Source organism: Priestia abyssalis (assembly GCF_002019595.1).
Classification (GTDB): domain Bacteria; phylum Bacillota; class Bacilli; order Bacillales; family Bacillaceae_H; genus Bacillus_BA; species Bacillus_BA abyssalis.
In genome coordinates this window covers 5,608,693-5,634,093 of sequence record NZ_KV917369.1, presented here as the reverse complement: position 1 = coordinate 5,634,093, position 25,401 = coordinate 5,608,693, and the positions used below count along the sequence as shown (strand labels likewise).

The window sequence follows — 25,401 nt, the reverse complement described above, 5'->3', positions numbered from 1 at the left end:
TAAATGTATCATTAATTTTGTATATACGAAAAAAACAGGAAAAAGTTTCACATTTTCTCCATAAGTTTTCACCATGTTTGAATGAGAACATACATGGCATATGCTACCATCAAGGATAGGAATAATAAAACGGTCTCTAGTAAGTGGTATTTCTTTTTCTTTCGTTTTGCTGTTCGGCTCTGGACTTTCTTTTTACTTTTTGACGTTTTCAATGTTACGTCATTTTCTTGCACAGGTTCTCCGCTCAGCTGTTTCAACAAATCCGTTCTCATTTGGGCAGCGTGTTCATATTTACCCGTAAGAGCTTTAATTAAGCAATGACGATACGGACGCAGCATAGAACTTTCCTCAATTAATTGTTTTAATTGGAGAAGGCTATTCTCTTGTCTTGCAAACCGTTTTGGGTAAGCGGCATTTATCATAATCATGGCGGCAGCAAATAGGTCATAGGAAGGTTCCGCCTTTCTCGTCCCAAGACTCCAATGCCCCCGATCATAAAAGTCGGTAAATTCTTTAACAGATCTTCCAACTAAAGTCGTTCCTCCTACATCTAACCACCTTACCTTAACAGGAGCCATCGTTACAATGATGTTTTCCGGCTTTAAATCACCAAACACCCATCCAGCTTCATGAAGATGTTGAAGATCATTTAATAACTGTACAATCAAAATACCCGTCCATTCAGACCCTCGCTTTTGGATAAAATCTAAAAAAGGCTCACCCTTTAAATATTCCATCACGTAAAAAGAAAGGGGGCCGCTGTTTAATTTACTGTCCCAATCATCCACATCTAGCAAAGAAGGCCCAAGGACTTTTCCATGGACCTTAGAAAAATGTCTAAGTACATTCACTTCTGACGTAACGGACATATTATTAAAACTAATTTTCAGAGCAACTAATTCTCTTGAAGATTCAGCCAAATATACGACACCTGTAGCACCCGTGCCTAATTTTTTTACAAGACGGTAAACTGATTGATGCCATTTCCCTTTAATCAACGTACCGGAAGGCAGATTACATACCTGATTCTTCAATCGATCGTTCATCACGGCTCAACAAACTCCTTAACGAGCGTTTTTGCTTAAAGTAATGCAAAGCTTCCCGTATAGCCGGGCCAGTAGGGGTAATGCCGCCTGCCGTTAATTTTGGAAAGATAGTTGACATAGATTCCAGTTTCGGGGTCCAATCCAGAAGTTTTTCTACCTCTTTCTTTTTCCCTGGAAATAAAAAAATAGAGAACATGTTATCTCCCATTCTTGCATTTAAACTTAGTGATAAATCCAATAAAGCCTCCTTAACTGTAGGAAGTTTATTTTTCATACTGGCACTCATATCTACTAAAACCAATACTTCTAAGTCTACTGTTTCACTTAATTCATCCACAACTTCCATGACTTCTCCTCTTTTTTCAGGAGGCAAATCTTCCATTTGTACACGCGACCCCAGTATTTGTTGAAGCTCTTTATTGACTACCCCTTGTAAAGTTTGAGTCATCGCCTGTCTTGTCACCATTTGGACGGTCTGTGAAAGTTCTTGCGCATAAACAATTTGGTTAACGCCTCCACCTGACATGGCAATTCCTTCAATCTCTTTCATACTCTGCTCGTCAATAACATTTTCCTCGATGACACCAATGACGTTGACCGTTATCCCTTGTTCTCTCGCCAAAGCAGCCATAGCAATGGGATCTTCTCCAGTGTTCGAGCCACCATCCGTAATGACTAGCATTTGCTTGATGGTTCCTTTTTTCACTCTAGTCCCCTCCTAGTGTAGCATTATTACCATCTTTGACGCTCCATCTAGAAAATATACCTTTTAGAAGGGGACATTTCTTCTCTATAAGTGTGTGTTCAAAAAGGAGGACAAAAAGGACCGAGAAGTTCAAGGAAGCGCCGCTTTGAGCAACGGAGCGTATGCTCTTAATACGTGAGTAGCGAAAAAGCAAGCTGACGCGGAAATTCGACGGTCATTTTTCCCGGACTTTTTGAACAACCTCTATAAAGCTTTCTTCTTGTAGCTGAAAGCAGGGATAGATGACCATTTCGGGATATTATGCTCTACCTTCGCCACGACTACCGTCATATCGTCTTCAATCATGCCAGAGCGCGTTCGAATTACTTCTTCCATCACTAAATCTGCAATTTCCTGGGGATCGGATGTCTGAAGTTCTGATATTTTTCTTTTCATCCACATATCATAATTCTCCACATGCTTCGGACCTTCAAATACCCCATCCGTCATCATAATAAGCAGGTCCCCTGCCTTTAGTTGTTCACTGACTACATCCACTTCAAAATCTTCAATAATTCCCATCGGCAAATTATTCGCCTGTATTCTAATCACTTGGTTCCCTCTTTTTACAAAGCTTGGGGTTGATCCAATTTTCAAAAATTTAGAATGAGCGTCTTGCAAGTCGATAATCGCCAAATCTAAGGTAGAAAATACTTCATCGTTTGTCCGCAGAGATAAGATGGAGTTGACCGATTTAATGGCAATGGTTTCTTCGATTCCTGTTTGTAAAATCTGCTTAAGCAGCTGCAGCGTTTCATGACTTTCATAATGTGCTCTTTCTCCATTCCCCATGCCATCACTAATGGCTACAGCGTACTTCCCGGAGTTCAATTCAAGAGTAGCGTAACTGTCGCCTGATACGAATCCCCCGCCTTTGGCTGCATGGGCAACTCCCGTTTCAATGACGTACGCTTTGGTAGAACCAAATGAAACATGACAATAACCTTGAGGATAAGATGCACATTCTTCATGCTTGACCATAATCGTTTCGCCCAGGATATCGGAAAGCATCGGAGCAATTAGTTTTTCACATTCCCCTCTTCCATTGCAAAATGGCGTCCACATATCTATATCAACGTTTCCTTGTTCTAAACTATATATTTCGATTTGATTGATTTCGATACCAAAGTTCTTTAAAACTTCTAGAATCTGCTCTTCTTGAATATAGAGGTTCTCACGTTCGCGTTTGATTTCTTGAGCAAAATTTTGCATGACTTGCGAAACTCCAGACAGCTGTTCCGCTACAATTCTCCTACTTTCTCTAATCTGCTGTTTTAGCTTTTGGTTAGCTTGGAAAAACGTGTATTCTTGTTCGATTACTTCAATAACCTTTTTCGCTTTTACACAATGCTTGTCCATATCACGCAGCAGTTTCGTATTCTGCTGTATTGTACCTTGTTCCATTTCATGCATAATTCCCGTCATATACTCATATGTTTTATCAAATTGATAGGCCCAGCACTGTTCTTTTTTAAAACAGAGCTGACAAGTTCTTTCTGTCACGTTGCTCAGGAAAAAGTCTACATCCCGTGCCTCATTTTTTGTTTCTTCATACAATCCATTTTGGGAAAAACTTTTAGACAACGCATCAAATACATCAGAGAATTGTTCAACTCTATTGGCGGTCACATCTCGGATCTTACGTAAGTACTGTTGCTGTTCTATTGTGTTTTCATTTGTCCCCGGTATCAGTTTTCCTATCTTTTGAATCCAGCTTCCAGGAGTTAAAAGGAATAAAAGAACAGCCGCGACTGATTCATATAAGTTCGCCGATAAAATCTGGTTATTTTCTCCGTATAATCCAATAAGTGATGTTCCGATAAGAAGGCCTACAGAAGTACCCAGTCGTCTGCCATCTTTCAATAAACCTCCTAACAAACCGGAAAAAGCCAGCAAGCTCATCTCATATAAGCTTGCTACATTAGCAAGACTTAAGATTAATCCCGTTACAACCCCCACTGTCGAACCAACGGTAGCTCCTGCCACAAAAGCAAATAACAAAACTAAATAACGCGATAAAACATGTTCAAAAGACAATCCGTAAAATTGCCATCCGATTGTCCCTGTTAAGACAGAAGACAAAAGAATGATTAAACAAATAACTTCTTCTGTTTTTAAAGATTGGCGGCTTTTTTTAGTAGATAAAAGGGGAACGCTCTGGAGAAAAATCATGGTGAGGATGAAGCTCAGTCCTGCTTCTACAGAGACGAACAAGGCATCATAGCCAGTTAATTGTTTCATCCATAAGTAGAAGATACTAAGCTTAGTAAACAACATCGTGAAGAAAATAGTAAAAGGAAGTTTTTTATACACATCCATTTCAATCATACCACTCAACCGATTGAATATCAGAAATACGACGATAGAAGCTAGTACAAATCCCCCGTTTTGAAGGGAAATCGAAAAGGCGCCCGCCAAAACCGATAATACTACCGCTCCCGTTTTTTCTTTTTTCATCAAATAGACGGTTGCGATGAAAGGAAGAGCAAAAGGCATGATTTTTGCTAAGATGAGGGCTCGTCCTAACAAAAAACCTACGGCAAGTAATAATAATCCCCATTCAAACAGGACTTTTTCCATTTTAATATTCAATTGATTCCAAAACTTTGAAAACTCCATTTTCGTTCTATTAAACACTACTTCCGTTACTGGTTCTGCATAGTTTCTCTCTGTCTTTTGCATGTCCTCACCACCCGAATAAAGATACTTATTTGTAATTATATAGAAAATAATTTTCATTTTTTGTCAAAAGACGAATGATTATTAAAGAATTGTTCGACTATTTTCTGTTCTTCCTGCAAAAACCATACAAAATGTGAGGTTATCAGTGTATAATGACGTTTGAACAATGAAATATGTCGTAAAAATTGAGGATCTTTTTTCTTTTATTCACATAGGCAAGTTCATTTTGATCATTTTCAACAAAAAACGTATTGACTTTTCAAACAAAAAAAGATATGATATTAATTGTCTCTTAGAGATAAAAACATGGCGGTGTAGCTCAGCTGGCTAGAGCGTACGGTTCATACCCGTGAGGTCGGGGGTTCGATCCCCTCCGCCGCTACTTTTATATACGGCCCGTTGGTCAAGCGGTTAAGACACCGCCCTTTCACGGCGGTAACACGGGTTCGAATCCCGTACGGGTCATAAAAAGAAGGCACTGCTTTTAGCAGTGCCTTCTTTTTATGGTGATATGAACCTTAAAGAGTTTACCATCCGAATAAATGTCTTATTTGTATGAATCTTTCAGTTTATGTTTTCCTTCAACAAGAGGATTTTCAGCTCGCCCAACATACGCTTTTTCCCCCATAATAAAAACACCCTTAAGTTAATTAAGGGTGTTTTCATCGGACTCGTCATTATTTATCTAAAATAAGCAACAAGTTAGCCTCGTTTTGCTCCGCGTCCACCTCGTTTAGACTCAGTGTGACGCTTCAGGGAAGATAAGCGATCTTCGCTGTCTTTTAAGAAGCGTGCCATTTTTTGTTCGAAATTTTCTTTTCCGCCACGATCACGATCATGGTTTCGGTTACGATCATTTCGACTGCGGTTTGGATTCGGACGGTATCCTTCACGTCCTTGATATGCCGGACGACCTTCACGATTTTGGTATCCTTCACGGCTTTGTTGAGGTTGTTGTTCTTTTGCCTTTTTAATCGAAAGGCCAATCTTGCCATCTTTCTCTACGTTAATGACCTTAACCTCTACTTGGTCACCTACTTTTAGATGATCATTAATGTCTTTTACATAGTTATCCGCAACTTCACTAATGTGAACTAAACCTGTTGATCCTTCCGACAGTTCTACAAACGCTCCGAAATTAGTAATGCCTGTTACCTTTCCCTGTAACTTGCTGCCTACTTCAATTGACATAAAAAAAATGCTCCTCCTTAAAAAATATAAAAAAAACAATTTATTGTAATTATACCTAAAGCAAATTTACACTGTCAATTAGATGAAGACCCCTCTTGCACATTGAAGATAATTTCACCTTCTTCTGATAGGAAATAATCTCTTCTGGCAATTTTTTTAATGTATTCCTCATCATTCAGTTTCACAACTTCTTCCTCTAAATCTTTTTCTTTTTGCTTAAGCTGCGACAATTGCTCGGTTAATTGCGCTTTTTCCTTTTTCTTATCCGATATAGCTGAAGCTTGAGAGATCAGAGTAGAAACCATCATGATCGAAACCAACGCAACCAAAATGCCAAACACCGTCAATCGTCTAATGAGTCCTATACGTTTCCGGTTTGAATTTTCCTGCATGTTTTGCTGCTGGGAAACATATTCTGTATTCAGCTGTGTTACGTTCTTTTTCCGTATGGCACTCATGACTACTCATCCTCCTTCTTCTTAAAATAATCAATCCACGATTTTATCCTCTGTTTCGTATTCTTGATTTTTTTATAAAATCCTTCTATATGCTTGAAAGAAGCATGCAAAAAAGACTTTACATTTTTAGGCACCATTCGCCATAGAAGTTGTCCAATCCACCGAGTGGGGATCCATATGATTTTCCAGCTGATTTTTAGCACAGCTAAACAGCTTTTCCAAAAGAATAACAGCGTCATGATTAACAAGTGAAAAAGAAACAGAGCTGGTTTCACAACCAACACTTGAATCAGCCTAACCACAAGGCGATATGTCTGAATAACCATATGAACCGTCATCTTCAATAATCGCATATAAAGGTGTTTAAATAAACTTTGATAAGCAGCAAAACCACATAAAATAGCTAAAAAAGCATATAAGCGTAATTCTCCCTCATTCACATAGAATAAGACGTAAAAAAACAATAAGGCCTGAACAACCCAAAATAGCAGATCATTTATAAAAACAATCCAAACAGCCCGTTTTGACCGGTTTAAAAAAAATTGATACGTATCAAGGGCAGCACCTAAATAACTGCCCATCGCAATCATAGAAAGAATGGTATAAAATTGAGTCGTTAACGTCATCGGAATAACTTGCTAAAAAATCCTTTAGCTTTCTCCGATTGATTTTCATCTAAATAAAGGATATCAAAAACTTTTCCCTTTATCGACACAATCCCTTTATCAACATCCAAATTTTTCATTTGGAGATTTTGTCCTCTAATCGATAAAAAACCCATGACGGTCTCTAGCAAGAACTCTTCGTTGTCAAAACTTTCTACTTGTTTAACCCCTGTAATATCGAGAAGCCTTCTGCCCTTCATGATAACATCATGATTTGGAGTCTGATCTTTGCCGGTATTGTTCACATCATAATATTGATTCATCTTCATCCCCCATCTCCGTAAATGAGAACTCCGACACTCCCCATTCTTCAGCGTCTCTCGTTCTCACATTCTTTTGTTTAAACATATGAGGATGAAAAATATTTTAGAACAAGCCCTGTCACCTGATCATACTCTTATTCGCTTGGTATCTTTTCTTCTTTTAATATGGTATATAAGTTGCCTGCTTCCTCTTTTTTAGCCGTTTGCTGCAATGCTTCCACACGAATCGTTACGACCTTCGTACCAAATCGGACGGTCAATTCGTCTCCTTCTTTTACATTTGTACTCGCCTTGGCTACCGTTCCATTAATGCTGATACGCCCTTGATCGGCTACTTCTTTCGCTAAAGTGCGTCTTTTGATTAAGCGCGAAACCTTCAAAAATTTATCTAATCTCATCATATTCCAGCACTCTCCCTCTGCTATCATTCGCTTTTTTTTGCTTCATTCCAAAATTGATCCAATTCTTCAAGGGTAAATGATGAAAAAGGACGGTTCAATTCCTTTACCCGTTTTTCAATATACTGAAAACGTCTCGAAAATTTATGATTCGTCCCTGCCAAAGCTACTTCCGGATCAATTTTATAAAACCTTGCTATGTTCACTAATGCAAATAAAATATCTCCAAATTCCTTGCGCATCGCCTCTGTTTTATCATGAGCACTTTTTACTTCCGCTTGAAATTCTTTAATTTCTTCATCAACCTTTTCCCACATTGGTTCTACCGCATCCCAGTCGAATCCCACTTTGGCAGCAGCTTTTTGATACTGATAGGCTTTCATCAGACTAGTAGCCTGTTTATTCACGCTTTCCATCAAGGAATTCTCTTGTTTTCCCTTTTCTGCTTTTTTGATTTCATTCCAATTGGCTACAACTTGTTCAGCATCCTCCGCTTTCACGTCTCCAAATACATGGGGATGGCGACGAACCATTTTTTCAGAAAGGGTACGAATCACGTCAGAAATGGTAAACATGCCTTCATCTTCACCGATTTGAGCATGAAGCATAATTTGAAGCAAAACATCTCCAAGTTCTTCCATCATATGATCATCATCTTGTTCATCAATCGCTTCAATCAGTTCGTAGGCTTCCTCAATTAAATAAGGTTTTAACGATTCATGGGTTTGTTTCCGATCCCACGGACATCCATTCGGTCCTCTTAAAGTCGCGATGATTTCACGGAGCATCTCAAACTGGTGATAAAGCGTTTCAGGTTGTTTCACCGGCGGTACATAAACAGTCGTTAAATTACTGAGGGTCACTTGATGATCCAACTCATACAATTTCACTTTTTTAATTTCCTCTCCGCTGTTTCCTGCCGCCGTCACAATGTAAACCTCATAATCATCAGGCAGTTCTTCCATCAAAGTCAGTTTTACGTCTGACGCCGTGAATTGATCATATACTTGAGCAATCAGCACGTGGTTGGTTAACTGTAATTCTTCTCTCTTCAACACTGTCCCGTCTAATAGCTGGAATCCTTCGATTGGATCAATATGTAGAGCGGCAAAAATAGGATCTAAAAAGCTTTGTCCACCTTTTACTGTTACATCAATTCCTCTCGCATTGCCTTTTTCCAATAACAGTTGAACAGCACGTTCTGCAACGAGAGGATGACCTGGAACGGCGTAAACGATGGAACCTTTTATATCCGCAGCCTTAAGCAGTTCTTCCACAATTTCCTCATATACTTTTTCAAATGTATCCCATTTTTCATACACCGAGTCGAAAGAAAGAAATGAAATGTTCTCTTTCATTAAATCTTCGATAACCGGATGCTCTTTTGTTCTTAAAAATAGATGCTGGGCGTTTTTCAGTTCTTTCCACATCCCAATGGTTAGTTGTTCTATATCACCGGCACCCAGTCCGATAATTTTGATTTCTTTTTTCATACTTCTATCCTCCATTCAAGGCTCAATCCATTTAGACAGTTTATCCCCATAAGGAATATTTAACACCTCTTGACGCGTAAACAAGCCATTACGTAAAACAAGCCGTATATATATAATTCCTCCAACCACTACACCGCTTAAAGCCTCCCACACTGTTTGAAGGCTCCGCTCAGAAGAAGGAGGGCTCATCCAATGCAGCGCTTGTGTATATACGAACAACAATAACACCATAGCTATTCCTGCTTTAAGAGTCACTTGAAGCGTTTTTCTTTGAATAACAGGCAAACGCCCCTCTCTGTAAAGGTAGAGGCTGTTTATTCCTGAAACAAAAGCAAAACTGGTGACAGAGGAAACCGCTGCCCCAGTCGTCCCCCAAAAAGGAATCAACCATATATTTAATCCCCATTTAACCATCATTCCTATTACCATAGTTAGAGCAGAGATTTTTGCATGCCCCATACCTTGTAAAATGGCAGCTGTAGTGGCAGCAATCGTTGTAAAGAGAATCGTCATGCAAAAAATCTTAAGCATATCTGTTCCAGCTGCATCTCCATACAGCAAGATATTAACAGAGTGCATAAGCCCGTTTAACCCTAACACAGCTCCCGTTCCTATAACGAAAGATAAGCGAATAGATAATTCCGTTTTCTCTCTTAAGACACATTCATCTTTTTTTAAAACAGCGGAAGAAATGACAGGAACGAGTGAAAGGGAAAATGCTGTACCTACCACCGTACCTAATTGAATAAGAGGCAATCCACGGTCATAAACGCCTTTAACGATTTTGGCAGTCTCTTTATCTAATCCTCCCTCTACAAGCTGGCTATATAATGTAAAGGAGTCAATAAACTGAATGAATAAAATTCCCATCCCACTGACGCAAGCCAGCGTTCCTTGAATGAAAAGAGTCGATATAATTTTTTTGTATCATCTCTTTCTCTTTTTACCGGCTTTTGACACCAAAACTTTCCTCCACTCTTGAAGAAAAATAAAAGCAAGATAGCAAGAGCTGCAAAGCCACCTGTAATAGAACCAAAAACAGCCCCCGTTCCTGCCTCATATATTCCATAACCGCTTTTTAATAACAGGTAAGAAAAAATAAGGATGGTCGCTACTCTAACTATCTGCTCCGTCACTTGTGAAACAGCAGTAGGAACCATATTATTTAAACCTTGGTAATATCCCCTGAAGGCAGCAATAAAAGGAGTAAGCAAAAAGGCAAACGATACCACTCTAATAAGATCCGCAAGCTTCGGGTCTCCCATCAAGGCAGCCATTCGTTCGGCGCCTATGTACTGAAGCAAAAATAGCAGCAAATTAAACAGGGACAATGTCAAAAAAGATACTTTTACAATATGATCCACAGCATCCTTTTTTCCACGACTCACCTCTTCTGCTACTAATTTAGAAATAATGACTGGAAATCCGTAAGTGCTGAATAACACGGCTAATCCGTAGAAAGGGTAGATTTGTTGATAAATATAAAATCCTATATCTCCAGCAATGTAATGATAAGGGATACGGTACCCAGCGCTTAATATTTTAGATATTAAAGCTGCCAAAGTTAAAACCACAGCCCCGTTCCATACATGTTGAAGCGGTCGCTTCACTAGATGTCCATCTATTTTCTTCACCTTTTCTTACTCGTCCCTCCTATTTTTGAAAAAGAACAACAGTAATTATATCATGAGTTTCTAGCGGGAAATGGAAAGTAAACAAAAAATAATAAGGGTGTCTAAGAGCAATCATGCTTTTTAGACACCCCTACAGTCGTATTCAATTATTATCTGTGTGATGATTTAGGCTTTATACATACGCACAGAAATCAAGCCGTGCAAGAAAGAAATAGTATGAGATAAATACCCGAAGCTCGTCCCGCTGACTGTCGTTTCTATTGCTCCATTTGACGCGATAGAAACCCTGCCGCCGTTTCGACTGCCTTATGTTCAATTTCACTAAGTGCTTTATCTTTTGAGAAAATGACAACTGCACCGATAGGGTCACCACTTGCTATAATTGGACCTATTGTATACGACGTGACGTCTTCTTCATGCCCTTCTACAAGCTCAATCTGCTTTTGGTCAGACACTAATACAGAGTTTCGACTTTCCATCACTTCTTCTACTAATTCACTAACATTTTTATTTAAATATTCTTTTTTGGATCCTCCCGCTACAGCAATGAAGGCATCCCGATCACAAATGAGTACCGGATGGCCAAGACTGTCATACAAAGCCTCTCCATATTCTTTTGCAAAATCGCTTAATTCACTGATGGGGGAATATTTCTTTAAAATAACTTCTCCATCGCGATCTACAAATATTTCTAATGGATCTCCCTCTCGAATACGTAATGTTCTTCTAATTTCTTTCGGTATGACTACCCGACCTAAATCATCAATACGACGAACTATACCTGTTGCTTTCATCCATGGAAGCCTCACTTTCATATGATGATTAAAAATGAATTGGTGATAATGTTCATCATGTCCTTTGTTTGAAGATATCACCAGTGTTGAAATTAGTATCCTTCACAAATGAACTTCTATACACCAACCGTATCTTTTTTTTGTTAAAAAGTCCCCACTATAACCATTAACGACTTCTTTCAAAACCAAACCTTAAATTTCTACAAAGGGAGATAAAAGGAATATCGTTGTGTTGTATAATTTGTACCCTTGTCCTCTTTTATTCAAACTCTTTTATGAAAAAAATGGAAATTGAATAAAAATAAATTTTCATCCGAGGTTTTAAACAGAAATTGGGCTACCCTTGAATGCAAGATAAATAAAAGGAGGATAGCTTAAAGGGAATTAAACATACCCTTATAGGCTATCCTTCCGAAGGAAAACGTCACGAAAATCCAGCTACCTAAAGATTCAGTCGCGGGTCTTTTCAGAAAAATCATATTGTATTCTATACGAGGTTTATGAAACTGTCTCTTTTGATGCCCTTAACTCTTAACACTTTCACGTTGAACATTAGGCAAATCTTTAATCATTTGATAAGCAATGTCCAGCCACTTTTCTTGGGCAAGACCCTTTGTATTGATGACCATTTTGACTTTTTTACCTTCCATACCCAAACTGATCATCCGTCCAAATTCATTACCCGCCTTAAAAAGCTTCGCTCCATCAATCGTGTCACTTGCTTCTTCCGATAATAAAATGGTGACATTTTGTTTTGCTTGCATAATGGATTCCACTAGATACAACTTCGCGTATACTTTCATTTCAGCAATTTTAAACAAATAAGCCACTTCTTCCGGATAGTCTCCAAATCGATCAATCATTTCTTCCTGAAGCTCTTGTACATCTTCTAATGTTTCAATCGCTCGGAAACGTTTATACATCTCAATTTTCAAACGTCCATCTGCGATATATTGATCTGGAATATACGCGTCAATGTCAACATTGACTTCTACCTCAAATACCTCTTTTTTCTCTTCTCCATCTACTTTTCTTGCTTCGATGGCTTCTTTAAGCATTTGTGAGTATAAATCAAACCCTACAGAATCAATAAACCCATGCTGTTGAGCCCCAAGAAGGTTTCCTGCCCCTCGGATCGATAAATCCCTCATGGCAATTTTAAAACCAGACCCCAACTCCGTGAACTCTTTAATTGCTTGAAGTCTTTTTTCTGCCACTTCCGTTAATACCTTATCTTTTCGATACGTAAAATAAGCATAAGCAACACGACTGGAACGGCCTACGCGCCCCCGTAATTGATAAAGTTGAGATAACCCCATCTTATCTGCATCATGCACAATCAGTGTATTAACATTCGGAATATCAACGCCTGTTTCAATGATGGTTGTACTAACCAATACATCATATTCCCCTTCTAAAAAGCTTAAAATAACCGCTTCTAGTTCATTTTCATTCATTTTTCCGTGTGCAAATGCCACCCGGGCATCTGGAACAAGCATCGAAATTTCCTCTGCTTTTCTTTCAATATCCTCTACGCGGTTATATAAGAAGTATACTTGCCCATCACGCGCTAATTCCCGTTCAATTGCTTCTCTCACCAATCCAGGGTTATATTCGGCCACATACGTTTGAACAGGAAAACGGTTTTCAGGCGGAGTTTCGATAACAGATAAGTCTCTTACTCCCAGCATAGACATATGCAAGGTACGCGGAATAGGAGTGGCCGTTAACGTCAGCACATCTACATTCGTTTTCATCTGTTTGATTTTTTCTTTATGCGTTACACCAAAACGCTGTTCTTCATCAATAATCAATAGACCTAAGTCTTTATAAGTAACATCCTTTGAAAGAAGACGATGGGTTCCCACTACAATATCCACCGTTCCATTTTTCAGGCCTTTTGTTGTCTCCTGCAACTGCTTTCTCGTACGAAAACGACTGAGCAATCCAATATTAACCGGATAATCTTGAAAGCGCTCCCTAATCGTTTCGTAATGCTGTTGGGCTAAAATAGTTGTAGGTACTAAAAAGGCTACTTGCTTTCCATCGCTAATTGCCTTAAAAGCAGCACGTATTGCCACTTCCGTTTTTCCATATCCTACATCCCCGCAAAGCAATCGATCCATCGGTCGTTCCTGTTCCATATCACGTTTAATTTCTTGAATAGAACGCAACTGATCATCCGTTTCCTGATAAGGGAAAGATGTTTCAAACGATCGCTGCATATCTCCATCCGGCGAGAAGGCATAACCTTTACTTGCCTCACGCTCTGCATATAGTTTGATGAGATCATCCGCAATGTCTTGTACCGAAGATTCTACTTTCTTTTTAACCTTTTTCCATTCATTTCCTCCAAGCTTATAAAGCTTTGGCTCTTTCCCCTCGGACCCGACATATTTTTGTACTTGATCAATTTGTTCCACCGGGACATACAGTTTGTCGCTGCCCTCATATTTAATATGGATATAATCTTTGTGTATACCATTAATTTCAAGTGTTTCAATTCCTAAATATCTTCCGATTCCATGATTAATGTGAACTACATGATCTCCGATGTTTAACTCGGAGTAACTTTTAATTCGTTCAGCATTTGATAATTTTTGTCGTCTCTGCGTTTTTTTCGCACGCTTTTTAAATAACTCTTCTTCCGTTAATACAGCTAATTTTTGCATCGGGAGCTCAAAGCCAGCTTGCAAGTCCCCTTGCATGATTTGAACCTTCCCTTGAACGATGTTGCTATCGTTCGAGAGTATGGACGCGCTAATCTCATAATCCGCCAGCACGCGTTCGAGTTTTTCTACACGTTCTTGATTTGCTCCCAGTAAAACAACTGCCATATTGCTTTTTAGCCAACGATCAACTTCACTTTTTAGCAAATTCATTTGTCCATAAAACTGCTGCATCGATTTACAGGATATATTGATAATATTCTGCGGATTCGCAAACGGAATATGCTTTAAAAATAAGGATAAATATATTCTTCTTTTCGTCATTTTTCCAATTAAATGGCTTAACCTTTGAGATAACGCCACACCGTGAATAATTTCTCCCGCAGCAAGTAAATCTGTAATCCAATCTGCTTCTTCTTTATCTAATTGGTCTGACATCTCATGAATACGTGTCGTTTCATCAAACATAACCACCGTATGATCTGGAACATAATCTAGTAAACTTGTAGGTTTTTCGTAGAATAAAGATACGTATTTAAACACATGTTCCGGAACCGACCCTTGCTTTAATTGCTCTAGTTCTTGTCCGACCTGCTCCAAGATTTTTTCCTTTACGGTTGAATCTTTCACTTTCTTGATCGTAGCAGCCAACCCTTTTTCTAGTGAAGAAATTCCTCTTTGTAAATCACCATCCGTAAAAACCATTTCCACTGCAGGGCCAATCGTTATTTCATTCATTTTTTTCTGCGAACGTTGATCTTCTATTGTAAATGTCCGAATAGAATCAATCTCTGTATCAAATAGTTCGATACGTACCGGCAGTTCCTCTGTCAACGGATAAATATCGATAATCCCCCCCCTGATACTGAATTCACCAGGAGATGACACCATTCCTACACGCTCGTATCCTAGGGTAACTAGTTTAACCAACTGTTCCTCAAGCTCAATTTCTTCCCCCGTTTTGAAGACAAGCTGACTCTTTTGCCATAAAGCTTTCGGTGGAAGCAATTTTCTCAAACCTGAAATCGGAGTAACGATTATCCCTTTTGATTGACCGCTCCAATAATTTAAGACTTCCATACGCTGAGCTCGAAGCTCCGGACTTGCCGTTGCGATCTCTGAAGCGATCAAATCGTTGGAAGAATACAAGAAAATAGGCTCTTCCGGCAATAAATTAATTAAATCCTCATAGAATTTTTGTGCTTGATATAAATTATGTGTCACAATCAATAAAGGATGCTGCTTTTTTTCATACAAAGATGCTGCCAAAATGGAACGGGAAGATCCTGATAAGCCGGCAATCATTTGCTCGCTTAACCCTTCTTCTAAACTTCCGACAACAGCTTGAATATCTTCTGTTTCATAAAAATATTTTTTAATCCCTAACAAAGGATTCCCTCCTCCCGTGAAACAATTTATATAAATAGAAAAATGCTTTGGAGATGACTCCCAAAGCTTTAATTACTGTATAAATGTTTCAAACTGATGATAATCTGGATTTCGATCCAGCGCCTCTTGACAATCCTCACAAATGGTTTTGACTGACATATCGCCATTTGAATGATATTGAATAAACTCTTTTCTTTCTTGTGTAGTTAAATGGTCGAAACCAAGTTCTTTACTGTTAAATGATGTATAGTCGATATCTCCCACTTTACAGCCGCAATGTCTGCAAAAATAACGAATAGACATAAACATCCTCCCAAGGGTTTTAATGCTATTATGAACACTCAGGAGGCTTTTTATTCAATACTTACCCGTTATAAACATTCATCACTTCTAAAAAAGGGCGTTTTATCCATTCATTGCTGGCGGCCACTGATTTATGTATAGCCTCTTTTAATAATACCATTTCTTCGTTTGAAAATCTTCCAAGGACATAATCCACTACCTTCATGCCATTTTGAGGGCGACTGATTCCTACTCTAATTCGATTGAATTCTTGCGTCCCAAGATGCTGATTCAATGATTTTATCCCGTTATGTCCACCTGCACTTCCTTTTGTCCGAAGTCGAATTTTACCTTGGGGCAAATCTAAATCGTCATAAATGACCAATAAATTCTCTACATCAATATTATAATAATCCATTAGCGGCCGAACAGACTCACCCGATAAATTCATATATGTTAATGGCTTTAATAAGATGACCTTTTCTCCGTTTACGATTCCTTGACCGTATAAACCATTAAATTTCGTTTTATCTAACCGAATATTCAAATGTTCAGCTAATTCATCAATAATCATAAACCCAATATTATGTCGTGTTTGCTCGTAGGCTTTCCCTGGGTTTCCTAATCCAACTATAAGTTTCAACTAAATAGGCTCCTTTCAAAAATAGTCGTCATATCTCTATTATAATCAATTCAAATGAAAAGACGTAACCTTTTATGGTCACGTCTTTTCATTTACTCTTCACTCTTCTTGATTTTCTGCTATTTCTGCTTCCTCTGATTCATTTACTTCATCCTGCTGCTCACCGCTGCCAATCTCTTCTTCTTGCTTAGGAGGAAGAATGGAAGCAACGGTTTCAGTCGGCTCATGGTTCACTTCGTATTTGCCGTTATGGCTGATATCTCCCACTGTGATCGTATCTCCTATTTGCAAGTTAGAGACATCCGCTTCAATTGTGGATGGGATATCCTGCGGCAGCGCTCGAATCGATAATTGATGAATAGCTTGCTGCATGACGCCGCCTTCTTTAACCCCAGGGGCTTCACCCGTCAAGACAACCGTCACATCTGCATCCAATTCTTTGGACATATCGACCACTTGGAAGTCTGCATGTCTCACTTCATTTTTAAGCGGATCTGTTTGAATGTCATGAAGCATGACCGAAAATGTTTCGTTCTGAACAGTTAAAGTCAAAACCCCATTACGGCCTGCTTCTCTCATCGCCTTAGTAAAATCTGCACTATTAATATAGATTGGTTTGGCTTGTACTGTTTTTCCATATACAATAGCTGGGAAGTTCCCTTCATTTCTTAACTTGGTGGTAGTTGAATGTTTTAAATCTTTACGTTCGTTTGCTGCTAATACTGTACTCAATGTACTTCACCTTCCATGTCTAGTCTAATTAATGGTCTAATATAAACGTTCCCCAATTCCATTAGCCTTAAACATGAATTTAAGAAACCGAGAAGGCATCGTCTAATTGACGATGCCTTCTCAGTTTCAATAATCAATCGAATAACGTACTTACAGATAAATCTTCGTGGACACGAATAATAGCTTCTCCAATTAACGGAGCTACCGATAATTGAATCAACTTCTCAATTTTCTTTTCTTCCGGTAAACTGATTGAATTGGTCACCACAAGCTCTTTAATTTTAGAGTTTTGAATACGTTCGATAGCCGGTCCAGATAAAACCGGATGTGTACAACAAGCATATACATCTGTTGCACCATTTTCCACAAGTGCATTGGCTGCAAGGGTAATTGTCCCGGCTGTATCAATCATATCATCAATCAAGATGGCTGTTTTACCCTCGATATTACCAACAATGTTCATTACTTCAGCTACGTTCGGACGCGGACGACGCTTATCAATGATTGCAATCGGAGCTTTTAGACGCTCTGCTAACTTTCTTGCTCGTGTTACTCCGCCATGGTCTGGTGATACTACAACGATATCTTCAAGATTTTTGCTCTTGAAGTACTCTCCTAAAATTGGAACACCTACTAAATGATCAATTGGAATATCAAAGAAACCTTGAATTTGAGGTGCATGCAAATCCAGTGTAATTACACGATTCGCTCCGGCTGTTTCAAGTAAGTTGGCTACTAATTTAGCTGTAATCGGCTCACGGGCACGAGCTTTACGGTCTTGACGCGCGTAGCCATAATAAGGCATAACAATACTGATCGTTTTAGCGGAAGCGCGTTTTAACGCATCAATCATAATCAAGAGTTCCATGATGTGCTCATTTACTGGTGCACTAGTGGACTGAATAACGAATACATCACAGCCGCGAATACTTTCTTCAATATTGATTTGGATCTCGCCATCGCTGAAGCGTGTAACAGAACATTGTCCCAATTGAACACCAATAACTTTTGCAATCTCTTCAGCTAATCCTGCATTTGAATTCAAAGAAAATACTTTTAAATTTTCGTCGCCATATTGTTTTGACATTGTAGTATAAGACCCTCCATTAGGATTTTTTATGAACATCCATTTTTTCCGCGTAATCTTCTTTATTCACCTGACGCGCACGTGCAATCGATAATGCTTTTCCAGGTACATCTTGTGTAATAGTTGAACCAGCCGCTACATAAGCTTCTTGTCCTACCGTTACTGGCGCAATTAGATTAGAATTACAACCGATAAAAGCTCCATCTTCAATTTTTGTTAGAAACTTATTTTTCCCATCATAGTTAACAGTTATGGATCCACAGCCCAAATTGACATTTTCACCAACTTCAGCATCTCCAATATAACTTAAATGGGAAGCTTTACTCCCTTTACCAAATACCGTCTTTTTAATTTCAACGAAATTACCGATACGCACTTCATCCGCAATAGAAGATTGTGGACGTATATGAGCAAAAGGACCAATTGTCACTTCGTTGCCAATTTCACTATTATGAATAACAGAATGGCGAAGAATACTCTCGTTTCCAATACAGGAATCTTTAATTTCTGTATTCGGTCCAATCTCACAGCTTTCTCCAATCACACTGGCTCCTTGAATGATAGTTCCAGGATGTAGAATCGTATCTCGACCAATTTGGGCATCCGCAGAAATGTACGTGTTAGATGGATCAATAATTGTGACGCCATTTAGCATATGCTTTTTGTTAATGCGCTTTTTCATAATTTCTTCAGCCTGAGATAGCGCATAACGGTCATTAACACCTAATGTTTCTTCAAAGTGGGGAGTTTGATAGGCTGTGACTACCTCTCCTGCCTGCTGTAAAATTTCGATAACATCAGGCAAATAGTATTCCCCTTGAACATTTTCATTAGATACCTTAGATAGAGAGTCGAACAATGCTTTATTGTCAAAACAATAAGTTCCCGTATTAATTTCTTTAACGGCTCTCTCTGTTTCTGATGCATCTTTATGTTCTACGATCTTCTCCACTAATCCGCTTTCGTTTCGGATAATTCGACCATAACCTGTTGGATCCTCTGCATAGGCTGTCAAAATGGTTGCTTTGGAATTTGTATTTTCATGATATTGAAGTAAAGCATCAATTGTTTCAGTGGTAATTAAAGGTGTATCTCCACATACAACAATTGTTGTTCCTTCTTCATCAACCAATAAATCCTTTGCTTGCATCACAGCATGAGCTGTTCCAAGTTGTTCGGCTTGCAGCGCAAACAAACTTTTTTCACCGATATGTGATTGAACTTTTTCAGCACCATGACCAACAACTGTAATCATTTTCGTTAAATCCAGTACAGACAATTGATCAATTACATGCTGAACCATTGGCTTACCGCAGACAGGGTGTAACACTTTATATAAAGCGGACTTCATACGAGTTCCTTGTCCAGCTGCCAATATGACTGCATATCTATTTGTCATAGCCGGCCTCCAATTTTACCTTTTTATCCATTAAGAATATATCCTAAATAGGCCGTCATTTCAAGGAATGATAGAAAAGTACATATTTTTGTCAGGAGTTTCATTAAAAAGTGAGGAAGATTTAAGGATAGTGAGGGCAAAATGAAGATAAAATAAGAGCCTATTGCTGACAATAGGCTCTAAAATATTTTATGAAGCACCCGCTTCTTCAAATTCCACTTCTAATTCACCTAAACGGTGATATTCAGCTAAGACAGCATCTTGAATTTTTCCGCGAGTGTTAGAGTTAATCGGATGAGCAATATCGCGGAATTCACCGTCTGGCGTACGTTTGCTAGGCATCGCAACAAATAAACCGTTATTGCCATCAATTACACGAATATCATGAACAACAAATTCATTATCTAGCGTAATAGATGCAATTGCTCTCATACGTCCATCGGTGTTTACGCGGCGTAATCTTACGTCAGTTACTTCCATTTATGTTCACCACCTTTTCCTATATCAAAGCTTTAATAACTAATTCCACAATTTTTGTTATTTTCCTTCAATTCCAAAAAATTTTTTTGTTTTATTTTTAAAATTTTAATCAAAAAAGAGGTGGATTGACATACTCAACATGCCATTCCACCTCTTTAACGATTATTTTACTAAAGCAACTACTTCAATTTCTACAAGGACATCTTTCGGAAGTCTTGCCACTTCTACACATGAACGTGCCGGCTTGTGCTCTCCAAAATAAATGCCATACACTTCATTCAATTGAGCAAAATCATTCATATCCTTAATAAACACCGTTGCTTTTACCACAGTAGATAAAGATGCACCGGCTGCTTCCAGCACTGCCTTCAAGTTTTCAAATACTTGTTCTGTTTGTTCTTGAATACCACCTTCTACCAATGTTCCATCCGCTCTTAATGGAATTTGACCAGAGCTGTAAAACATATTGTTTACAACGATTCCTTGAGAGTATGGACCAATAGCTTGTGGTGCTGCCTTTGTTTGAACTTGTTTCATTTTTATACCCCCTGCTTAGACAATTTTATTTATTTTTTACCACACCATTATAGATGTGTAAAATAATTTCCTTCTTTAATACCAATTTGTTTTTCCCTTACATTAACATCTGTTAATTTTACAAGAGAAATGTATTCATCTACAAGACGCTCTTCAATATCTTCTGATTCTACCAATACACCGATTCCCGCTACAGTGGCTTGAAACTCCTCCAACAGACTAATCATTCCATTGACCGTTCCGCCCGCTTTCATGAAATCATCAATAATCAAGACATTAGAACCTGTTTCAAGGCTCCTTTTAGCCAATAGCATCGTTTGGATTCGTTTAGAAGACCCCGAGACATAGTTAATACTAACCGTAGAACCTTCTGTCACTTTACTGTCTTTACGAACAATTACAACTGGTACATCTAGAAACTGGGCCACCGCATAGGCCAACGGGATCCCCTTTGTGGCTACCGTCATGACCACATCGATCTTACGGTTAGCATACACAGAAGCAAACAAACGACCGATTTTATTTACAACCCTCGGATTACCTAGAATATCTGTTAAATATAAATAACCGCCTGGTAACAGACGCTCAGGACTTTCCATCATCTCGCACAGTTCATTCACAAACTCTTTTGCTTCTTCCTTTGAAGCCTTCGGAATAAATTTCACGCCTCCTGCGGCCCCTGGCAAAGTTAAAAGAGTTCCTACACCTTGCTGCTCAAATGTTTGTTTAATAATCCCCATATCCTCACTAATGGAGGATTTAGCGGATTTATATTTATCAGCAAAATAGGTTAAGGGAATGAGACGTTGGGGGTTTTGAAGAAAATAGTGAGTCATATCAATTAATCGTCCACTTCGCCGAAACTTCATAATTACCTCCTAAAACCGAATGTTATATTGTAAATATAACACTAATATACGGTTTTAATCAACATTTACTCGTTCCCCTAATAATCTTACTGCATATACTTTGTCACAAAATCCCCGTAAACCATTGTAAATTCTTTGCATACGTGAATCATATTGAACTAATCCAAATACAGTTGGCCCACTTCCACTCATCAAAACAGCATCCGCTCCAAATCGTTTCATTTGCTCTTTTATGAGAGCTACTTCTGGATGCGTATTTAATGTGACAGTTTCTAACACGTTACCGACAGCGCTGCACATTTTTCCATAATTTTGCTCGCTAATAGCTTGAACCATAGATTCTACATCAGGATGTTTAACGTTTGATAAATTCAAATTTTTGTATACCTCTGCAGTTGACACACCTATCTCCGGCTTCGCTAAAATGACCCAGCAGTTAGGAGGCGTATCAATATGCTCGATAATTTCTCCTCTTCCTGTGGCTATTGCCGTTCCCCCATAAACACAAAAAGAAACATCTGATCCGATTTCCGCTCCTAATAACGCCAACTCATCCAGTGAAAGATTTAGATCCCATAATTTATTCAATCCTCTTAATGTTGCCGCTGCATCACTGCTACCTCCTGCAAGCCCTGCTGCAACCGGAATATTCTTGACAATAGAAATCGTTACTCCCTTATTGATCTGAAAACGTTCTTTCAGCAACTGCGCTGCTTGATACGCCAAGTTGCGGTGATCATCTGGCACATAACGATCATGAGAATGAATCATGATTTTTTGATCGTACCTTTCTGTTAATTCAACCCGATCGGCCAAATCTATCGTCGTCATCACCATTTTCACTTCATGGTAACCATCTGAACGTTTATGTAATACATCTAACGAGAGATTTATCTTAGCCGGAGCTTTCACCATTAATTTCATCAACTTGTCACCTACTCTACCTACTAAAGTTTAATGCTATTCTATAATAAAATATACAATATGATTTATGTTATTTCGACATTTGTCTGTATATAAAGTAAAACTTTTGTCGTAACGGAAACTTCCATCGGTGGGAGTTTTCCTTCATCCCCCACCGATGGTTAGTTGACTTATCAGGCTTTTACGGGCAGTTATCTCCCACTTAAACTTCCGTGATTAACCTAAGTTTTGAATTTGGGATCTTATTGCCCGTTAATGAGGGATAAAACTCAAGAGGCCGAAGCGCTTGCGCTTCGGCTGTCGCAGTTTCATTTTATCTTTCTTGTTCAGATAAAGCATGAATTCTAAAGCTGTTTGGAGGAATTGACTAGGTTTTTCTGAGCTATTTCAATGGCTCGCTTTACCATATTCCCTGCATCTTTGGAATGGATGGCGCCCCATCCCTCCTTCTGTACTATATCATAAAAGCCTAATTCTTTCGCCAGTTCTTCCTTTAAGCGGTATGACATAACACCTTTACGTCTTCCCACTTGCATGCAGCTCCTTTCACGAAACTGCGACAGGTATAGTATGTATAAATAAAAAATAATCTATGTTTCAATCGCAACAAAAAAGCAGCAAACAAATGTCTACTGCCCGCCCATCGCTAAATTCCCTGAAGTCTCATCAAAAAATGTTAACTGTACTGTTTCTGTTAAAACATCTGCATAACTATAAGAAACACGCTCTAATGCGTTCTCTTCATCTAGTTCTACGACAAATACAGAAGGATATGTCTCTGTTAATACCCCGAAACGCTCAATCGTCTTTCTGCGACCTCCGTTTGCCTTTAATTTAAGCCTTCTGCCTAAATTAGAGTCAAGCGACTGCTTAATATCCGATAATGTTTTAGCCATATTCGCCACCTCACTGATTAAAGTATAGCACGTATTTTAATATAAGTCAAAAATTTAAATTATATCAACGTACAACGATTAGTGTCAATATAAAGTTATCAACAAAAATCTACATTTGTTATTATCTTCTTTTTTTTCAAAAAATATGTGCACTTTTACAAATTCTTCTTATCTCTTCCTCTACAGTTAAAATATAAATTCCACACACAAAAAAAGAGTTTCGTTTCCTGCCGGAAGCAAAACTCTCTGTTTTGATTTTCTATGTGAATACTTTTTTATTCATCTTCGTGTGGATGATAAGGCATCCCTGTGCGAAGCAGTCCCCTTGTTTGAATTCCTCCAAGCCCTTTATCCCCTGTTAAAGTATTCTTTAGAACATCCCACACATTAACATCCTCTGTAAAAGGAGTAAAACTGATTCTTGCTACAATATAAACGGGATCAAGCGCATGTATATTAACCCGGGAAGGAGAACTTGCAAAATTGGCTCCTGCGTATATGAGGGATTCAAAGTGAGATTGACATGCTCCTGCAAAAATGACAAGTTGGTCTCGATGAGGAACTTTTTTTCTCGCTTCATGAACCGTTTGAACAAAGTGACGGGAATGCCGATAAGCCGTTAAGTCATTTTTTTTTCCCTTCGACTTAGAATAAGCATCATGACCCGTAATGACCAATAAATCCGGTCTTACTTCATCCATGAGTTCACCTATGCGATGAGGCATGTCTTTTTCTAAGCAATGTGCTCCATGAACGGGTATTCCAATCTTTTCATATAACATCAAACATTTTTTCAAATAATTTGGATCTCCATCAAGGTGGAGAACCTTCCCTGGTATTTGAAAAAAACGATGAGAGTGACTATATCCATTAGTAGCGGTATATTCATTTTTCTGTCTGACTAGTCGATAATCTTGTTGAATTAAAGATAAAGATTGTTCTAACAGTCTTTGCTCTCTTTTTAAACGTTCCTCACATTCAAGTCTGCTTACTATTTCTAAATCAGAAAAGGGGGCATCTGCGACTAATCGGACATCCTCGCCGTACAGTGTAGCATAGAATTCCCCCTTTTCATCTTTTGCCACTGAAATAACCCGAAACAATAAATCCCGTTTATAAGATGGTCGAGTGACAATATCACCAATCTGAATACTCATTCTTTTTCACTCCGCCCTGCCTACTTAAGTCTCTTCTAATAACCTATGTAGAAGCGGGAAAAAGGTGATTATCCCTCTTTAAGCACCTTTTTCATCTAATTTCGTATAAAGCATCGCTTAATACCGCGAATTCCTCAATGGATAATGTCTCCCCTCTCCGTTTCGGGTCCACTCCCACTTCGTAAAGTGTTTGTTCAATAGCCTGTTTTTTCTCTTTACCGAACGATAAATTGCTCGTTAAATTATTTAAAATCGTTTTTCTGCGCTGAGCAAAGCTCGCTCTTACAATAGAAAAGAAAAAGCTTTCGTCTTTGACTTTTACTACAGGCTCTGGCCGTTTGATGAGACGAAGAACGGCAGAATCAACATTTGGCTGGGGATTAAAAACAGTTTTAGGTACCACCATAACGGTCTCTGCTTCTGTATAATATTGAATAGCAATGGATAGCGAGCCATAATCCTTCGTACCCGGTTTAGCAGCGATGCGGTCTGCCACTTCCTTTTGCAGCATAACAACAATGCCTCGCACCGGAATTTTTTCTTCCAATAGTTTCATCAGAATTGGCGTCGTCACATAATAAGGCAAGTTGGCTACAACCATTAAATCCTCGACGTCCTCAAATTCAGAGGCCATCATATTATGTACATCTGCTTTCAAAATGTCTTGATGAATTACTTTTACATTCGGGTAAGGAGAAAGCGTATCTTTTAAAATCGGCAGCAGGCGTTGGTCAATTTCAAATGCTACAACCTTCTTAGCTCTTTTAGCTAATTGTTCAGTTAAAGCCCCTATCCCAGGGCCAATCTCGATAGCACCGGTTTGTTCTGTCACTTCAGCATAATCTACAATACGATGCAAAATATTTGTATCAATCAAGAAATTTTGTCCTAAACTTTTTTTAAAGGTAAATCCGTACTTATCCAATATTTCCTTCGTTCTCTTCGGCGTTGCAATATCTTTTAACAAG

26 protein-coding genes and 2 tRNA genes are annotated in these 25,401 nt (G+C 38.6%); 2 read left to right on the top strand and 26 right to left on the bottom strand.

The window, feature by feature from the left end:
* Positions 1-68: 68 nt before the first annotated feature.
* From BK575_RS26980 to spoIIE, 3 genes are all read right to left on the bottom strand, one after another.
* Complete coding sequence (locus BK575_RS26980; protein WP_078414572.1) at positions 69-1,046, bottom strand: protein kinase domain-containing protein; 978 nt, start codon at positions 1,044-1,046, stop codon at positions 69-71.
* The gene (locus tag BK575_RS26975; protein WP_078414571.1) at positions 1,015-1,752 is read right to left on the bottom strand and encodes a vWA domain-containing protein; all 738 of its coding nucleotides are present in this window, start codon (positions 1,750-1,752) and stop codon (positions 1,015-1,017) included. The genes BK575_RS26980 and BK575_RS26975 overlap by 32 nt, the downstream gene beginning before the upstream one ends.
* 243 nt (positions 1,753-1,995) lie before the next feature.
* Positions 1,996-4,473, bottom strand: coding sequence for a stage II sporulation protein E (gene spoIIE, locus BK575_RS26970; RefSeq protein WP_078414570.1), 2,478 nt, complete (start codon positions 4,471-4,473; stop codon positions 1,996-1,998).
* A gap of 308 nt (positions 4,474-4,781) precedes the next feature.
* On the opposite strand from spoIIE, the gene BK575_RS26965 reads away from it, so the two are divergent.
* Together BK575_RS26965 and BK575_RS26960 are read left to right on the top strand one after the other, a co-directional pair.
* Positions 4,782-4,855, top strand: a tRNA-Met gene (locus BK575_RS26965).
* Positions 4,856-4,866: 11 nt separating this feature from the next.
* Positions 4,867-4,938 (top strand) — tRNA-Glu (locus BK575_RS26960).
* A 237-nt stretch (positions 4,939-5,175) separates the two neighbouring features.
* On the opposite strand, the gene BK575_RS26955 is transcribed toward BK575_RS26960, so the two are convergent.
* From BK575_RS26955 to rsmA, 23 genes are all read right to left on the bottom strand, one after another.
* A complete protein-coding gene (locus tag BK575_RS26955) occupies positions 5,176-5,664 on the bottom strand; it encodes a S1 domain-containing RNA-binding protein (RefSeq protein ID WP_078414569.1) in 489 nt (162 codons plus the stop codon).
* A gap of 74 nt (positions 5,665-5,738) precedes the next feature.
* Positions 5,739-6,122, bottom strand: a complete 384-nt coding sequence (locus BK575_RS26950; RefSeq protein ID WP_078414568.1) for an FtsB family cell division protein — start codon at positions 6,120-6,122, stop codon at positions 5,739-5,741.
* Between the two features lie 2 nt (positions 6,123-6,124).
* Positions 6,125-6,748, bottom strand: a complete 624-nt coding sequence (yabQ, locus tag BK575_RS26945) for a spore cortex biosynthesis protein YabQ (protein WP_078414567.1) — start codon at positions 6,746-6,748, stop codon at positions 6,125-6,127.
* Complete coding sequence (yabP, locus tag BK575_RS26940) at positions 6,745-7,050, bottom strand: sporulation protein YabP (protein WP_078414566.1); 306 nt, start codon at positions 7,048-7,050, stop codon at positions 6,745-6,747. Before yabP ends, yabQ begins: the two co-directional genes overlap by 4 nt.
* 134 nt (positions 7,051-7,184) lie before the next feature.
* Complete coding sequence (locus BK575_RS26935; protein ID WP_078414979.1) at positions 7,185-7,448, bottom strand: RNA-binding S4 domain-containing protein; 264 nt, start codon at positions 7,446-7,448, stop codon at positions 7,185-7,187.
* A 26-nt stretch (positions 7,449-7,474) separates the two neighbouring features.
* Positions 7,475-8,941 carry a bifunctional methyltransferase/pyrophosphohydrolase YabN gene (gene yabN, locus BK575_RS26930; protein ID WP_078414565.1) on the bottom strand — a complete coding sequence of 489 codons (1,467 nt, stop codon included), beginning with the start codon at positions 8,939-8,941 and terminating at the stop codon, positions 7,475-7,477.
* Positions 8,942-8,956: 15 nt separating this feature from the next.
* Positions 8,957-9,811: an MATE family efflux transporter gene (locus BK575_RS29245; RefSeq protein ID WP_235867449.1), complete on the bottom strand. Its 855-nt coding sequence runs from the start codon at positions 9,809-9,811 to the stop codon at positions 8,957-8,959.
* Positions 9,754-10,575, bottom strand: a complete 822-nt coding sequence (locus BK575_RS29240; RefSeq protein ID WP_235867448.1) for an oligosaccharide flippase family protein — start codon at positions 10,573-10,575, stop codon at positions 9,754-9,756. The genes BK575_RS29245 and BK575_RS29240 overlap by 58 nt, the downstream gene beginning before the upstream one ends.
* Before the next feature lie 257 nt (positions 10,576-10,832).
* Positions 10,833-11,369 carry a stage V sporulation protein T gene (gene spoVT / locus BK575_RS26920; protein ID WP_078414564.1) on the bottom strand — a complete coding sequence of 179 codons (537 nt, stop codon included), beginning with the start codon at positions 11,367-11,369 and terminating at the stop codon, positions 10,833-10,835.
* A 524-nt stretch (positions 11,370-11,893) separates the two neighbouring features.
* Positions 11,894-15,427 (bottom strand): transcription-repair coupling factor, encoded by a 3,534-nt coding sequence (gene mfd, locus BK575_RS26915; protein WP_078414563.1) that lies wholly within the window; start codon positions 15,425-15,427, stop codon positions 11,894-11,896.
* Between the two features lie 72 nt (positions 15,428-15,499).
* On the bottom strand, positions 15,500-15,730 hold the full coding sequence (locus tag BK575_RS26910; RefSeq protein WP_078414562.1) for an anti-sigma-F factor Fin family protein: 231 nt from the start codon (positions 15,728-15,730) through the stop codon (positions 15,500-15,502).
* Positions 15,731-15,791: 61 nt separating this feature from the next.
* On the bottom strand, positions 15,792-16,352 hold the full coding sequence (pth, locus tag BK575_RS26905) for an aminoacyl-tRNA hydrolase (RefSeq protein ID WP_078414561.1): 561 nt from the start codon (positions 16,350-16,352) through the stop codon (positions 15,792-15,794).
* Positions 16,353-16,451: 99 nt separating this feature from the next.
* Positions 16,452-17,084 carry a 50S ribosomal protein L25/general stress protein Ctc gene (locus BK575_RS26900; protein ID WP_078414560.1) on the bottom strand — a complete coding sequence of 211 codons (633 nt, stop codon included), beginning with the start codon at positions 17,082-17,084 and terminating at the stop codon, positions 16,452-16,454.
* Between the two features lie 133 nt (positions 17,085-17,217).
* Positions 17,218-18,171 (bottom strand): ribose-phosphate diphosphokinase, encoded by a 954-nt coding sequence (locus tag BK575_RS26895; protein ID WP_078414559.1) that lies wholly within the window; start codon positions 18,169-18,171, stop codon positions 17,218-17,220.
* A gap of 19 nt (positions 18,172-18,190) precedes the next feature.
* A complete protein-coding gene (glmU, locus tag BK575_RS26890; RefSeq protein WP_078414558.1) occupies positions 18,191-19,570 on the bottom strand; it encodes a bifunctional UDP-N-acetylglucosamine diphosphorylase/glucosamine-1-phosphate N-acetyltransferase GlmU in 1,380 nt (459 codons plus the stop codon).
* Between the two features lie 189 nt (positions 19,571-19,759).
* The gene (spoVG, locus tag BK575_RS26885) at positions 19,760-20,050 is read right to left on the bottom strand and encodes a septation regulator SpoVG (RefSeq protein ID WP_028397363.1); all 291 of its coding nucleotides are present in this window, start codon (positions 20,048-20,050) and stop codon (positions 19,760-19,762) included.
* 162 nt (positions 20,051-20,212) lie between these two features.
* Positions 20,213-20,587, bottom strand: a complete 375-nt coding sequence (locus BK575_RS26880) for a RidA family protein (RefSeq protein WP_078414557.1) — start codon at positions 20,585-20,587, stop codon at positions 20,213-20,215.
* 47 nt (positions 20,588-20,634) lie between these two features.
* A complete protein-coding gene (gene purR, locus BK575_RS26875) occupies positions 20,635-21,456 on the bottom strand; it encodes a pur operon repressor (protein ID WP_078414556.1) in 822 nt (273 codons plus the stop codon).
* Between the two features lie 54 nt (positions 21,457-21,510).
* Positions 21,511-22,380 (bottom strand): 4-(cytidine 5'-diphospho)-2-C-methyl-D-erythritol kinase, encoded by an 870-nt coding sequence (ispE, locus tag BK575_RS26870; protein WP_078414555.1) that lies wholly within the window; start codon positions 22,378-22,380, stop codon positions 21,511-21,513.
* 344 nt (positions 22,381-22,724) lie between these two features.
* On the bottom strand, positions 22,725-22,910 hold the full coding sequence (locus BK575_RS26865; protein ID WP_078414978.1) for a small, acid-soluble spore protein, alpha/beta type: 186 nt from the start codon (positions 22,908-22,910) through the stop codon (positions 22,725-22,727).
* 99 nt (positions 22,911-23,009) lie between these two features.
* Positions 23,010-23,276: a biofilm formation stimulator Veg gene (gene veg / locus BK575_RS26860; RefSeq protein WP_028397358.1), complete on the bottom strand. Its 267-nt coding sequence runs from the start codon at positions 23,274-23,276 to the stop codon at positions 23,010-23,012.
* Positions 23,277-23,551: 275 nt separating this feature from the next.
* A complete protein-coding gene (gene yabG / locus BK575_RS26855; protein WP_078414554.1) occupies positions 23,552-24,433 on the bottom strand; it encodes a sporulation peptidase YabG in 882 nt (293 codons plus the stop codon).
* A 91-nt stretch (positions 24,434-24,524) separates the two neighbouring features.
* The gene (gene rsmA, locus BK575_RS26850) at positions 24,525-25,400 is read right to left on the bottom strand and encodes a 16S rRNA (adenine(1518)-N(6)/adenine(1519)-N(6))-dimethyltransferase RsmA (RefSeq protein ID WP_078414553.1); all 876 of its coding nucleotides are present in this window, start codon (positions 25,398-25,400) and stop codon (positions 24,525-24,527) included.
* Between the last annotated feature and the right edge of the window lies 1 nt (position 25,401).